Annotated in this window: 13 protein-coding genes; 8 read left to right on the top strand and 5 right to left on the bottom strand. The window is 60.9% G+C overall.

Annotation, left to right across the window (positions count from 1 at the left end; all coding sequences use genetic code 11):
• Positions 1 to 461: 461 nt before the first annotated feature.
• The 6 genes from CKW24_RS25100 (at position 462) to CKW24_RS25075 (ending at position 5,589) form a co-directional block, all read left to right on the top strand.
• Entirely contained in the window at positions 462 to 1,586 is a 1,125-nt protein-coding gene (locus CKW24_RS25100; RefSeq protein WP_095171242.1) for a polysaccharide deacetylase family protein, read from the top strand.
• 346 nt (positions 1,587 to 1,932) lie between these two features.
• Entirely contained in the window at positions 1,933 to 3,327 is a 1,395-nt protein-coding gene (locus tag CKW24_RS25095) for a PhoH family protein (protein WP_095171240.1), read from the top strand.
• 128 nt (positions 3,328 to 3,455) lie between these two features.
• Positions 3,456 to 3,929, top strand: coding sequence for a cyclic pyranopterin monophosphate synthase MoaC (moaC, locus tag CKW24_RS25090; protein ID WP_095171238.1), 474 nt, complete (start codon positions 3,456 to 3,458; stop codon positions 3,927 to 3,929).
• The gene (locus CKW24_RS25085; RefSeq protein ID WP_095171236.1) at positions 3,926 to 4,168 is read left to right on the top strand and encodes a MoaD/ThiS family protein; all 243 of its coding nucleotides are present in this window, start codon (positions 3,926 to 3,928) and stop codon (positions 4,166 to 4,168) included. Before moaC ends, CKW24_RS25085 begins: the two co-directional genes overlap by 4 nt.
• A 3-nt stretch (positions 4,169 to 4,171) precedes the next feature.
• Positions 4,172 to 4,624 (top strand): molybdopterin synthase catalytic subunit MoaE, encoded by a 453-nt coding sequence (gene moaE, locus CKW24_RS25080; protein ID WP_095171234.1) that lies wholly within the window; start codon positions 4,172 to 4,174, stop codon positions 4,622 to 4,624.
• Between the two features lie 188 nt (positions 4,625 to 4,812).
• Positions 4,813 to 5,589, top strand: coding sequence for an ABC transporter substrate-binding protein (locus CKW24_RS25075; protein WP_095171232.1), 777 nt, complete (start codon positions 4,813 to 4,815; stop codon positions 5,587 to 5,589).
• Between the two features lie 184 nt (positions 5,590 to 5,773).
• Here the strand turns inward: CKW24_RS25075 and CKW24_RS25070 are convergent, their stop codons facing one another.
• From CKW24_RS25070 to CKW24_RS25050, 5 genes are all read right to left on the bottom strand, one after another.
• Positions 5,774 to 6,409, bottom strand: a complete 636-nt coding sequence (locus tag CKW24_RS25070) for a transcriptional regulator (protein WP_095171231.1) — start codon at positions 6,407 to 6,409, stop codon at positions 5,774 to 5,776.
• Positions 6,410 to 6,496: 87 nt separating this feature from the next.
• Positions 6,497 to 7,624, bottom strand: a complete 1,128-nt coding sequence (locus CKW24_RS25065) for an FAD-binding oxidoreductase (protein ID WP_095171229.1) — start codon at positions 7,622 to 7,624, stop codon at positions 6,497 to 6,499.
• A 134-nt stretch (positions 7,625 to 7,758) separates the two neighbouring features.
• Complete coding sequence (locus CKW24_RS25060) at positions 7,759 to 8,709, bottom strand: ornithine cyclodeaminase family protein (RefSeq protein WP_095171227.1); 951 nt, start codon at positions 8,707 to 8,709, stop codon at positions 7,759 to 7,761.
• Between the two features lie 129 nt (positions 8,710 to 8,838).
• Positions 8,839 to 10,305 (bottom strand): ATP-dependent RNA helicase RhlB, encoded by a 1,467-nt coding sequence (gene rhlB / locus CKW24_RS25055; RefSeq protein WP_095171225.1) that lies wholly within the window; start codon positions 10,303 to 10,305, stop codon positions 8,839 to 8,841.
• Between the two features lie 97 nt (positions 10,306 to 10,402).
• Positions 10,403 to 11,059: an alpha/beta hydrolase gene (locus CKW24_RS25050; protein WP_095171224.1), complete on the bottom strand. Its 657-nt coding sequence runs from the start codon at positions 11,057 to 11,059 to the stop codon at positions 10,403 to 10,405.
• Positions 11,060 to 11,527: 468 nt separating this feature from the next.
• Here CKW24_RS25050 and CKW24_RS25045 point away from each other — a divergent pair, with 468 nt between their 5' ends.
• On the top strand, positions 11,528 to 12,559 hold the full coding sequence (locus CKW24_RS25045) for an amino acid ABC transporter substrate-binding protein (RefSeq protein ID WP_095171222.1): 1,032 nt from the start codon (positions 11,528 to 11,530) through the stop codon (positions 12,557 to 12,559).
• A gap of 65 nt (positions 12,560 to 12,624) precedes the next feature.
• Positions 12,625 to 13,806, top strand: coding sequence for an amino acid ABC transporter permease (locus CKW24_RS25040; protein ID WP_095171220.1), 1,182 nt, complete (start codon positions 12,625 to 12,627; stop codon positions 13,804 to 13,806).
• Positions 13,807 to 13,815 lie beyond the last annotated feature (9 nt).

Below are 13,815 nucleotides of genomic sequence, written 5' to 3'. Positions count from 1 at the left end.
GCTTTGGCTCTGGCTTTTGATCCTGGGCGCCCCGTTAACCACGCTGGCCGAACGCAGGCTTGAAGCCGTGGGTAACCCGGCAGGACGCCGGGTTAGCCGCCCCGCGCCATGGATGGCGCGTGGCGGCGGCCCACGGATTCAAGCCGGAGTGAGGGCACACCGAGCCCAAGCGAGGTGCCAAGTGGTGGGGCAAGAGCCTTTTGCTTACTTTTGGGCTCCTCCAAAAGTGAGCCGCTGTAAAAGCGGAACCATAGGAGGCCGTTACCGCAAAAATGGATATGTACTGGGCCTAATCCAACACCCCAGAGGCCGCCACGCAAACAAGCTCCCTCGCCACAGGCCGCTACAACGTTGTGTCGATACCTATGCCAATCGCGGGCAAGCCTTGCTCCCACAGAAGGAGGGGAGGCAAGGTGCGGATGGGCTATAGTGCCGCGGGGTTTTGCAACGGAGACGTCCCTTTGCGTATCGCTTTACTGTTTGGCGCCTGGCTGTTCAGTGCGGGCGTGCTTGCCGCGCCCAACGAACCGGCCACCCTTGATCGCAGCACCTGGCCAGAGCAACTGACCAGCCCGACCCTGTTCGATGTCGCCTCACGGGCGGAGATCCTCGCGTTCTCTCGGGCTCTGCTCGACAGTGAAGGGCTCGACGAGCCGGCCCTGAAGCAGCGCCTGGGCTTGCGCATGATCAATCTCGAGGCGATCAATGCCCTGCGCGAGCGGATGTGGGTGCGCTTGCTGGCCAACTACGGGTTCGCCGAGCAAAGCTGCGACCAGGATGCCTCCTTCTGTTTCCTGGTCGAGGATCGCGAGACATTGCGCCAGCAGGCCGCCAAGTTCGAACTCGGGCCGGACTCCTTTTATACCCGTTGGGCCGAGCCGAGCCGGGAGTTTCACCAGCGCTACCTGGACGAACAATTGCGCAAGGCCGCGTTGCTGCCCCAGACGAGCAGTGAGGTCGAGCTGTTTGGCGACTACGAGCGTAATGGCGAACCCCTGCATGACCGGCTGTTTGTCCTGAGTTTCGACAGCGGCGCCAATCGGGTGCCGGATCACACTGCCTGGCTGACCGAGTATTTGCGCAAGGCCAATCTGTCCGGGCTGTTCTTTGTCTTGGGCAGTGATATCCAGGGCCGCCTGGCGCAACAGTCGGTCGCCCAGTTGCAAAGGCTTTACGCGGGCCAGTGCGTCGGGGTCCAGGGGTGGCAGTTCCGTTCCCACAGTCACTGGCAGGACTGGCAGTACTCGGTGACACGCAGCGTCGAACTGGTGAAGAAGCGGCTGCCGGATAACTTCGTGCCGCTGTTCCGCCCACCCAATGGACAACGGCGCGCCGATGGCGCGGGGTTTTTCCAGGCCCAGGGGCTGCAGGTGGCGCTGTGGGACATCGATCCGGCCGACAGCACCCGGCAACTGACGGGGGAGCAGAGTGCACAGCGAGTCTTGACCCTGATGCTGCTATGGCGCCATGGGGTGATCAATTTCAACACCCGGCAGGATGGGGTGAAAACGGCGCTGCCTTGGCTGTTGGCGCGAACGGCGCAAAGCGGGATTGGCTGGGAGGAGTGTCGGCAGGCATTTCGTTGAAAAGGTAAAAGCCCGGAATCATTGGCTTTCGGCCGATTTTCAGGGGCAATTCGATGCAGGCGGACTTCCGACTTTAACGGTGCCGGTGCCATGCGCCAAGCGGTATTTATCGGGTAAAAAAATAAACTTCAAAAAAGCATCAAAGTGCTTTTTTCTGTCATGGGTTTTGGAGTATTACGAAGACAGACCGCCGAAACCTGCAACACAGGTGGCGTCTTCCAAGACCCCTTGTGTGCAGTTCACTTGAGTCGTGCCGTAGGCGCACGTCAAGTGGACTCGGTGGCCACTTCGAGGCGCAGAACTGTCACGGTATTGCGTCGACTGGCTCCCACAAAGGTGACCGAGTATGGATGATCACGGACGTAGTTCTTCTTCCAACCAGCCAATCCTTTATGTACTCGATACCAACGTATTGATTCACGATCCCAACGCGTTGCTGAACTTTGAAGAGCACCACGTTGCCATCCCGATGACCGTCCTTGAAGAGCTGGACAAGCTCAAGAGTGGCCATCACAGCGTTGCCGCCGAATGCCGCCAGGCCATTCGCCTGATCGACAAGACCCTGGGCGACGCATCCCCTGAAGACGTTGAACTGGGTGTGCCGATCCAGCGTGGAAAAAGCGGGCCCAAGGGGCTGCTGTCGATTCTGATGAGCAAGCGTACCGAACCGAACATCGTCCTGCCCGAGCACCTGAACGACAACATCATCATCAACCAGTTGATCGACCTGCACGCGCGCGAACCGGAGTTGCCGGTGGTGCTGGTCACCAAAGACATCAACATGCGCCTCAAGGCCCGGGCCTGCGGGATCGCGGCAGAGGACTACAGCACCGACCAACTGGTTGATGACGTGTCGTTGCTGCCCAACGGTTATCACAACATGACCGGCTCCTTCTGGGACCGCGTGAGCAAGGTCGAAACCCGTCAGGACCACGGCCGCACCTGGCACCAGGTGCAGTTGATCGACAACCTGCCGGCGGTGCACATCAACGAATTCATCATCGACGAGCAGGGATTTGTCGGCTGGATCAAGGAAATCCAGGTCGACAAGCTGCTGATCCTCGACCTGCATCAGGAACCCCTGTTGCACCAGGAAGCCTGGGGTCTGAAACCTCGCGACATCTACCAGAGCCTGGCGCTGTACGCCTTGCTGGACCCGGACATCCACCTGGTCAACCTGTCGGGCGCTGCCGGTTCCGGTAAAACCATCCTGGCCCTGGCCGCGGCTATCGAGCAGACCATGGTCAGCAAGCGCTACCGGCGCATTATCGCCACCCGCAGCGTGCAGGGGCTGGACCAGGAGATCGGCTTCCTGCCGGGTACCGAAGCGGAAAAAATGGAGCCTTGGCTTGGCGCCATCACCGATAACCTCGAAGCCTTGCACATGGATGACGAAAGCACCCATGGCAGCGTCGACTACATCCTCAGCAAAGTGCCTTTGCAGTTCAAATCCCTCAACTACATCCGTGGTCGCAGCTTCCAGCAGAGCCTGATCCTGATCGACGAATGCCAGAACCTCACGCCGCACCAGATGAAAACCATCATCACCCGTGCCGGTGCCGGTTCCAAAGTGGTGTGCCTGGGTAACCTGGCGCAGATCGATACCCCTTACCTGTCCGCGACCAGCTCCGGGCTGACGTACCTGACCGAACGCTTCAAGGACTTCCCCAACGGTGTGCACATCACCCTGCAAGGGGTGCCACGTTCGATTCTGGCCGAATACGCCGAATCCCATCTGTAACATCCTCGGCAAACACGGGCGGCCCAACAGCCGCCCGTTTTTTATGGCCCGCCGCGTCCCTGATATTCAAGCGTGCGGAAAATTGACCCGCGGGTTTACAATCGGCGCTCCTGATCAGGAGTAACCCCGTGCTGACTCATCTCGATTCCCAAGGTCGCGCCAATATGGTCGACGTCACCGAAAAAGCCGTGACGTCCCGTGAGGCCACGGCCGAAGCGCTGGTGCGCATGCTTCCCGAAACCCTGCAAATGATTGTCAGCGGCGGCCATCCCAAGGGCGATGTGTTCGCCGTGGCCCGTATTGCCGGAATCCAGGCAGCGAAAAAAACCTCCGACCTGATCCCGCTGTGCCATCCGCTGATGCTGACCGGGGTCAAGGTCGAGCTCAGTGCCGAAGGGGTCGATGCCGTGCGCATCACCGCGCGTTGCAAGTTGGCCGGGCAGACCGGGGTGGAAATGGAAGCCCTGACCGCCGCCAGCATCGCGGCGCTGACCATCTATGACATGTGCAAGGCCGTGGACCGGGGCATGGTCATCGAGAGTGTGCGCCTGCTGGAGAAACTGGGCGGCAAGAGCGGGCACTATCAGGTGGCCGGGCAATGAACCTCACCGTGAAGTTTTTTGCCCGCTACCGCGAAGCCCTGGGCGTGGATTCGGTACAGGTGGAAGGCGATTTCGCCACGGTCGACGATGTCCGGGCGCTGCTGGCGCAACGTGACGGCGCCGAGGTGCTGAGCGAGCAGAACCTGATGTGTGCGCGTAACGAAGAGCTGTGCCAACTGGATGAACCGGTGGGCGACGGCGATGAACTGGCGTTTTTTCCCACTGTGACCGGAGGCTGAGTCATGGCGATTCGCGTGCAGGCGTCGCCCTTCGATCCGGGCGCTGAAGTCAACGCGATGCATGCCGCCAATGTCGGCGTGGGTGCGGTGGTGAGTTTTGTCGGCTACGTGCGTGACTTCAACGACGGCCTCGATGTGGCCGGGATGTTCCTGGAACACTACCCGGGCATGACGCAGAAGGCGCTGGGCAAGATTGCCGAGGAGGCCGAGCAGCGTTGGCCGTTGCTCAAGCTGGAGGTGCTGCACCGCATCGGAGCGTTGCAGCCGGGCGAGCCGATCGTGTTTGTCGGCGCCGCCAGCGCCCACCGCCAGGCGGCGTTCGACGCCTGCGCCTTTGTCATGGACTACCTGAAGACCCGCGCGCCGTTCTGGAAAAAAGAACTGACCAGTGACGGCCCGCGCTGGGTGGACGGGCGTGACAGCGATCACGCGGCGGCGGATCGCTGGAAACCGTAACCTCCAACGCTTGATATCCCCCACTCGACCAATGGCCGAGATACCTCTGTACGCCTGATTGACGACTAATACATAAAAGTCCAGTATGGAATTATAAGTATAAAAAACCGCTTGAGGCTTCAAGCCTTGAGCGTGCAATTGCTTCTCTTCCTCTTGCCAAACCAACAACAACTCGCGAGAAAATCAACATGAAGAAGCTTCCCCTCATCAGTGGTCTGGCCCTCAGTCTGTTGGCGTGCAGCCCGTTGTTCGCGGCTGAGAAAACCCTGCGCCTGGGCATTGAAGCGGCATACCCGCCGTTCGCCTCGAAAACCTCCGAAGGCACGATCACCGGTTTTGACTATGAAATTGGCAATGCGCTGTGCGCGCAGATGCAGGTCAAGTGCGAGTGGGTCGAGGGTGAATTCGATGGGCTGATTCCTTCCCTCAAGGTGAAGAAAATCGACGCGGCCCTGTCGTCCATGACCATCAACGAAGACCGCAAGAAGTCGGTGGATTTCAGCCACAAGTACTACTTCACCTCGTCGCGGTTTGTGATGAAGGACGGTGCCGTGGTGGATGACCAGTACGCCAGCCTCAAGGGCAAGACCCTGGGGGTTCAGCGCGCCACCACCACTGATCGTTTTGCCACTGAAGTGCTGGAGCCCAAGGGCGTGCTGGTCAAGCGCTACAGCAACAACGAAGAAATCTACATGGACCTGGCCGCCGGTCGCCTGGACGGTATTTTCGCCGACACCATTCCGTTGAGCGATTTCCTCTCGATGCCGCGTGGCAAGGGTTATGCGTTCGTCGGGCCAGAACTCAAGGATCCGAAATACGTCGGTGAGGGCGCCGGGATTGCGGTGCGCAAGGGCAACAGCGAACTGGTCGCCGAGTTGAACAAGGCCATCGACGGCATTCGCGCCAATGGCGAATACCAGCAGATTTCCCACAAGTACTTCAAGTCGGACATCTACGGCGACTGATTAACTGCTATCGCGAGCAAGCGGAGCGCCGCCCGGCTCGCTCCCACAGGTTTGATCGGTGCATGCGGGGGTGTTTGTAGGAGCGAGCTTGCTCGCGATGGTCGTCAACGATGACGCGCCAAGCCTGATTCAACACGGCATCCTCGCGTGCTTCGCTGGCAAGCCGCCAGTGCCTGTCCGCGGTTCAGCCGTGCACGGCCTTCAATTCCTTCAGGTGCTTGTACACCGTCGCCCGCCCCATGTTCAGCACATTGGCCACATAGTTGGAGGCGCTTTTGCCCTTGAAGGCGCCTTCGGCATGCAGGGCCAGCACCAGTTCGCGCTTGTGCTCGCGGGTCAACACGCTCAGGCCCAGTTGTCGTTCCCGCAGCCAGTTGTGCAGGAAGGTGTTGATGCGCTCCTGCCAGTCATCGCGAAACAGTGAATCCGGCTGTGGGATCAGTTTGCTCGGTGACAGGAACAGGTCCAGCGCTGCCTTGGCGTTCTCGAACAGCGAAATGTTCAGGTTGATGCACAGCACGGCCATCGGATGGCCGTTGCTGTCGCGCAGGACACTGCTCAGGCTGCGGATTTTCTGGCCATCCCAATTGAGCTTCTCGTAGGGGCCGATGTTGCGTTCGCTGATGTCCTCGCTGAGCATGTCTTCGAGCGCCGCATCGCCGCCGATTTCACGCTTGGACAGGTTGTTGGCGATGTAGTCGATTTTCTGTGTGCGCAGGTCGTGCAGCACCACCTCGGCGTGGGGGAAAAACAGCGTGGCAATGGCGTCGGCGATTGCCCGGAAGTTATCCAGTGCAGGGTCTTGTAGAGGTGGGGTCATCGGTGCTGCTCCAGGCAATCGGCGCCCCGTGAGCCGGGGCGCTGGAAGTTTGCCGCAATCGGGTTCGAACGTCACCCCGGCGCCGGCTCAACCCAGGCGCGAAGGGGAGAGCATGCTGGCGCTGAGGCCAAAGTGTTGCAGTGCCGGCGGCAGCGCCTCTCCGCGGACCAGCGCCGCGCTGGCCTGGCCCATGGCGGGCGAAGTCTGGATGCCGTAACCGCCCTGGGCGGCAACCCAGAACAGCCCGGGTACTTGCGGGTCGAAGCCGCTGACCAGGTCGCCATCGCTGACAAAGCTGCGCAGGCCGGCCCAAGTACGGGTCGGGCGGCGGATGGTCAGGGTGGTGGCCTCTTCGATCTGGTAGATGCCCATGGCGATGTCCAGTTCTTCCGGCTGCACGTCATGGGGCTCTACCGGGTCGGCGTTGGCCGGCGAGCCGAGGAACATCCCGGCATCGGGTTTCATGTAGAAGGATTCGTCGAGGCTCACGAGCATCGGCCAGGCGTGGCAATCAAGGTCCTTGGGGCCTTCGAAGATAAACGCCGCGCGCCGCTTGGGAATCAGCCCCAGCGGCTGGGCGCCGGCCATTGCACCGAGATGGTCGGCCCAGGCGCCGGCGGCATTGATGATGATCGGCGCGCTGAACGTCTGGCCGGCGGTCTGCACGTGCCACAGCCCCTGGGGATCACGGCTCAGGCCCAGCACTTCGCAATCGGTGTGCAGCTGTCCCTGATTGCGGCGGATGCCCCGCAGATAACCCTGGTGCAGGGCATCGGTGTCGATGTCGGTGGCGGTCGGGTCGTAGATTGCGCCAAAGACCTTGTCCCGGCGCAGGATCGGCAGGCGTGCCAGGGCCTCGTCGGCGCTGAGCAACTGCATCTGCGGCACGGTGGCCTTGGCACTGAGGTATTGATTGCGCAGCTCATCCGGGTCGCCGGTGAAGTCCACGGTCATCTCGCCTCGAGGGGTGAGCAGCGGGTGTTCGCAGAAGCCCGCTGGCGGGGCATCGAAGAATTCCCGGCTGGCCTGGGTCAGCGCGCGTACTTGCGGGGTGCCATACGCGGCGGTGTACAGCGCCGCGGAACGCCCGGTGGAATGGTAGGCCGGGTGGGATTCGCGCTCGAGCACGATGACCCGGCCGTGGGGCGACAGCCAGAAACCGGTGGAAGCCCCGGCAATACCGCCGCCGATGATGATGAAGTCTGCCTGGGTCATGAACGTGTCCTTAAAGGCGTAAACACCTGTCCCTTGTAGGAGCGAGCTTGCTCGCGATGGCGGTCGGTCAGCCAACATTAATGTTGAAGATGATGGCCTCATCGCGAGCATGCTAGCTACTACAGGGATTTGGGTCAGTTGAGCAGGTGGTAGATGGCATTGGCCAGCGCGATGTCTTCCAGGCCCAGGCCGATGGAGCGGAAGAACACGTGGCGCTCGTACGTCGGGCGTGGTATCTGGCCGCTGAGCAGTTGCGCCAGGTCGCCGACGATCGCCGCCGGGTTCCAGTCGTGTTGTTCGCGGGCGATCAACATTTCCCCGGCAGCGTCTGGAGTGGTCCGACGGTAGTCGCAATACACCTGCATCTGGCCGAGGCTGTGCGGCGGGACTTCGTGGGCGCGCACCGCGTTGGTACTGATGGAGGTGATCAAGGCGGGCTTGCGCAAGCTCAGTGGGTCGATCACCGGGCCGGCGGAGGAGGTGCAGAGCATGATCACATCGGCCTCCTCGAGCGCCGCCGCCAGGCTGTCCTGGATCTGCAGGCGCGAGTCCATGGCCATCCACTGCGCCAGAGCCTCTGGATCACGCGTCGCCAGGCTTGGCGAATAGAGGCTGATGCTGTGCCACTCGCGCAGTTGCCGGGCGTAGTGCAGGTGCGCTTGGGCTACTGGGCCGCTGCCGATGATCACCAGGCGAGTGGCATCCGGCCGGGCCAGGGCATCCACTGCTACGGCCGTGGTGGCGGCGGTGCGCGCGGTGGTCAGTTCGCCGGCATCGCACAGCAGCAGAGGCTGGCCGGTGCGCATCGACATCAGCAGGGTCCAGGCGGTCACCAGCGCGCCGCCTTGCGCACGCACGATGTAGGGCGAGGTTTTCACCCCATAGACAGCATCTTCGGCCAACACCCCGAGGTAATTGATGAAGTCCCCGGCACCCTGGGGGAACTCCACCAGTTGCTGGGCCGGTTGCACGGCCTGGCCGGCTGCCAGGTCACGGAACAATTTGCGCAGGATCTGCGGCACGTCAACCTGCGCCAGCAGTTCGCGAGCCTGGGCTTGGTCGATCACAAAAGGGGAAGGGGGCATGCGCAGGCTCCGTGGATTTGCGTGTGAACTAATTTGTCCATTGTGGACTTATTGTTCTTGTTGGCAATATCCAGGCGTAAAAAAAGCGCAGTCCGTGATCGGCTGCGCTTGGGGTGTGGCGACCCGAACTTACGGGCGCTTACGCTCTACCGGGCGCAGCAGATGGGTCGACGGGGTTTCGCAACTGATCTTGCGGCCCAGCAGCGCCTCGATGGACGGTAGCTGGTAGGAGTCATCTTCACCGGCAAAGCTGATGGAGACGCCCTCGGCGCCTGCACGACCGGTCCGGCCAATGCGGTGCACGTAATCGTCCGGCACTTCCGGCAGGGTGAAGTTGATCACGTGGCTGATGCCGTCGATGTGAATCCCGCGGCCGGCGACATCGGTGGCCACCAGGACGCGGATCTTGCCCTCGCGAAAACCTTCCAGGGTCTTGATGCGCTTGTGCTGCGGCACGTCGCCCGACAGTTGGGCAGCGTTGACGCCGTCGCGGACCAGGCGTTCTTCGATGCGCCGCACTTCGTCCTTGCGGTTGGCGAAGACCATCACCCGCTCCCAGCCGTTGTCGGTCACCAGGTTGTAGAGCAGCTTGTACTTATCGGCACCGGCAACGGCGTAGATGTGCTGTTCGACGTTTTCGCTGGCAACGTTCTCGGCTTCGATCTCGACGATGGACGGGTCGGTGGTCCATTGCTTGGCCAGGTTCATCACGTCTTCGGTGAAGGTGGCCGAGAACAGCAGGGTTTGGCGTTCGCTTTTTGGTGGGGTCTGGCGAATGATCTGGCGCACTTGTGGGATGAAACCCATGTCGAGCATCCGGTCCGCTTCGTCCAGCACCATTACTTCGACCATGTCCAGGTGCACGTCGCCGCGCTGGTTGAAGTCCAGCAGGCGGCCTGGGGTGGCGACCAGGATGTCGCAGTGCCGGGCTTCGAGGTGCTTGAGCTGCTTGTCGAAGTCCATGCCGCCGACAAAGGTCATGACGTTGAGGCCGGTGTACTTGGTCAGGTCGGCGGCGTCCTTGGCGATCTGCACCACCAGTTCACGGGTCGGCGCGATGATCAGTGCCCGTGGCTCACCCATGTAGCGCTCTTTGGGCGGTGGGGTCTGCAGCAACTGGGTGATGATCGAGACCAGGAACGCGGCGGTCTTGCCGGTGCCGGTTTGTGCGCGGCCGATGGCGTCTTTGCCGGCCAGGGTGAAGCCCAATACCTGCGCCTGGATCGGCGTGCAGTACGGGAAGCCCAGGTCCTGGATGGCGTGCATCAGCTCCGGGGCTAGCTTGAAGTCGTGGAAGCGGGTCTTGCCTTCCTGGGGTTCGACGACGAAGTCTTCGAGTTTCCAGGCCACGACCGGCGGTTTTGGCGCGCGTTCGCGACGCGGCTTCGGGGTTTCGCTGCGCGCTTTTGGCGGGGCAACGTCGGTGGCCGGTGTGTTCACTGGCTCGTTCTGCGGTGCCGCGACAGCTGCGGTCCGACCAGGCTGATGACCGTCGGTGCGGTGGCTGGTGGTTGGGGAGGGTGCGCTGGAGCTGGGCGCGAGCTGCTCAGCCTCGCTTTTACCGAACATTTTCTTGAGTGCTTTGAGCACGGTCATCTCATCAATTGGTTAAGGAATGTACGCCGGCCAGTGTAATGCAAGAATCGGGCGCGGCGTAGTGCGTTGGTCACACTGCTACATAGATGTGGGTGGATTAGCGCAAACGCTCGGCGAGCCAGGCGCCAATATCACGAATTTCTTCGGGTAACACTTCATGCCCCATTGGGTATTCCTGCCATGTCACGGTGACACCACGGGTCTTCAAGTACTCGTAGGCGCTGCGGCCCATGACGTTTTGCACCACCTCATCGTACTGGCCGTGCAGGCACAGCACCGGAATACGTTGCTGGCTGGCGGATAGCTCGAGTTCGTCAGTGAAGGTGGGGGCATAAGTGGAGAGGGCAAGTACGCCACCCAGTGGACCCTGCCACTTGAGGAAGGTGCTGTGCAGGACCACCGCGCCACCCTGGGAAAAACCCGCGAGGAAAATCCGCGAAGGGTCTATTCCGCCCGCGCGCTGCTCTTCGATCAAATCGATGATGCGTTGCGCCGACGCTTCCAGTTGCTCGCGGTCGATTGCCCGGGCCGGACTCATGGCCAGAATGTCGTACCAGCTGGGCATCTCGTAACCACCGTTGATGGTCACTGCGCGGGTCGGCGCCTGGGGCAGGACGAAGCGCGTGGTCTGCAGGGTTTCCTGCAGGGCTTCGGCCACGGGCAGGAAGTCGTAGCGGTCGGCGCCCAGGCCGTGGAGCCAGATGACACAAGCATCTGCGGTCTTGACGGGTTCAAGAATCAAGGGATGGTTCATGGCTGCTCCATTGTTGTGCGTTCGCCCGCTTTGAGTGCGAGCTCAAAGTGCACGGCGGGTCGATCAGTTAAGAAGTTGTCGCAAGGTTGCAAGTTTTGCTCTTGACCTGCGGCTGAATCGCTTTAGCGCCCGGTGTGGTACGGGCCTTGCTATGGGAAAACCTGTACGTGCGATCCTACGCTTGGCGGTAACACTATCAGGCAACCGCCCGCCGCGGGAGAGCAAAAAATCCGGTGATGGACGTTCGCCAATGGCCGCTACGGGCTTGGCAGACAAGAAAGGGCTACAGCCCGTTCGGCCGATTGGTGAGCAGTGAGTTTTCCATGATGTGGATTTTCTCCTACTAGACTCATAGCTAAGGTCTTACGCCGCTTGACCCTAAAACAAGCCAACACGGGTCAACAGCGCCTCATAAGGGTGCGGCAGGACTCAAGCTCCGACACAACAAGAGCAAAACTGGAGGTTTGAATGAAGATGTTGAAATCCACCCTGGCAGTGATGACTGCGGCCGCAGTACTCGGTGTCAGCGGGTTCGCTCAGGCGGGTGCAACCCTGGATGCAGTGCAGAAGAAGGGTTTTGTACAGTGCGGCGTCAGTGACGGTCTGCCGGGTTTCTCGGTACCGGATTCCACCGGCAAGATCCTCGGTATTGATGCCGACTTCTGTCGCGCGGTGGCCGCCGCGGTATTCGGCGACGCAACCAAAGTGAAGTTCAGTCAGTTGAACGCCAAGGAACGCTTCACCGCGCTGCAGTCCGGTGAAATTGACATCCTGTCGCGCAACACCACCATGACCAGCTCCCGCGACGCGGGCATGGGCCTGAAGTTTCCTGGCTTCATCACCTACTACGACGGCATCGGCTTCCTGGTAAACAACAAGCTGGGCGTCAAGAGTGCCAAGGAACTGGACGGCGCGACCATCTGCATTCAAGCCGGTACCACGACCGAGCTGAACGTTTCCGATTACTTCCGCGGCAACGGCCTGAAATACACGCCGATCACTTTCGACACCTCCGACGAAAGCGCCAAGTCGCTGGAATCCGGTCGTTGCGACGTGCTGACCTCGGACAAGTCCCAGCTGTTCGCCCAGCGCAGCAAGCTGGCCGCACCGAAGGACTACGTGGTTCTGCCGGAAACCATTTCCAAGGAGCCACTGGGCCCTGTCGTGCGTAATGGCGATGACGAGTGGCTGGCCGTGATCCGCTGGACAGGCTACGCCATGCTCAACGCTGAAGAGGCCGGCATTACTTCGAAAAACGTCGAAGCCGAAGCCAAGTCCACCAAGAACCCGGATGTCGCTCGTATGCTCGGGGCGGACGGTGAATACGGTAAGGACCTGAAGCTGCCGAAAGACTGGGTCGTGCAGATCGTCAAGCAAGTCGGCAACTACGGTGAAGTGTTCGAGAAAAACCTCGGCAAGGGCACTCCGCTGGAAATCGACCGCGGGCTGAACGCTCTGTGGAACAACGGCGGCATTCAATACGCACCACCAGTGCGCTGATGGTTCTATCACCCGGTGGGCCAACCACCGGGTGATGTTCTGTACCATTATTTCTGGGGCACTCCATGCAAAATTCTATCGGCGCACCAAAGCAGAGGCTCAGCCTCAGCGATCCAAAAGTGCGTGCGTGGCTATTCCAGATCATCACCATTGTGGCGGTGGTCTCGATGGGCTGGTATCTGTTCGACAACACGCAGACCAACCTGCAACACCGGGGTATTACCTCCGGCTTCGATTTTCTTGAGCGCAGTGCCGGTTTCGGTATCGCGCAAACCCTGATCGACTACACCGAATCGGACAGTTATGCCCGGGTGTTTGTCATCGGCCTGCTCAACACCTTGTTGGTGACCTTCATTGGCGTGATCCTGGCGACGATCCTGGGGTTTATCGTCGGCGTATCACGGCTTTCGAAGAACTGGATCATTGCCAAGCTGGCGACTGTGTACGTGGAAGTCTTCCGCAACATTCCGCCGTTGCTGCAGATCCTGTTCTGGTACTTCGCGGTGTTCCTGACCATGCCGGGGCCACGCAACAGCCATAACTTCGGCGACACCTTCTTCGTCAGCAGCCGCGGCTTGAACATGCCGGCCGCGTTGACGGCGGACGGTTTCTGGCCGTTTGTCGCCAGCATCGGCGTAGCCATTGTGGCGATTGTGCTGATGAACCGCTGGGCGACCAAGCGCTTCGAGGCGACCGGTGTACCGTTTCATAAATTCTGGGTGGGCCTGGCGCTGTTCCTGCTGATCCCGGCGCTCTGTGCGGTGATCTTCGGCACACCGCTGCACTGGGAGTTGCCCAAGCTGCAAGGCTTCAACTTTGTCGGCGGCTGGGTGCTGATCCCGGAACTGCTGGCACTGACCCTGGCCCTGACCGTGTACACCGCGGCGTTTATCGCCGAGATCGTGCGTTCGGGCATCAAGTCGGTCAGCCACGGCCAGACCGAGGCGGCGCACTCCCTCGGTTTGCGCAACGGCCCGACCCTGCGCAAGGTGATCATTCCCCAGGCGTTGCGGGTGATCATTCCGCCGCTGACCAGCCAATACCTCAACCTGGCGAAGAACTCCTCGCTGGCGGCCGGTATCGGTTACCCGGAAATGGTCTCGCTGTTTGCCGGCACGGTGCTGAACCAGACCGGGCAGGCGATCGAGGTGATTGCCATCACCATGAGCGTGTACCTGGCGATCAGCATCAGCATTTCCTTGCTGATGAACTGGTACAACAAGCGCATTGCGCTGATCGAGCGGTAAGGAATAGCG

This window comes from Pseudomonas sp. Irchel 3H3, from assembly GCF_900187635.1.
Taxonomy (GTDB): Bacteria; Pseudomonadota; Gammaproteobacteria; order Pseudomonadales; family Pseudomonadaceae; genus Aquipseudomonas.
The sequence above is the reverse complement of the archived record's forward strand: the minus strand, read 5'-3'. Positions and strand labels throughout refer to the sequence as shown.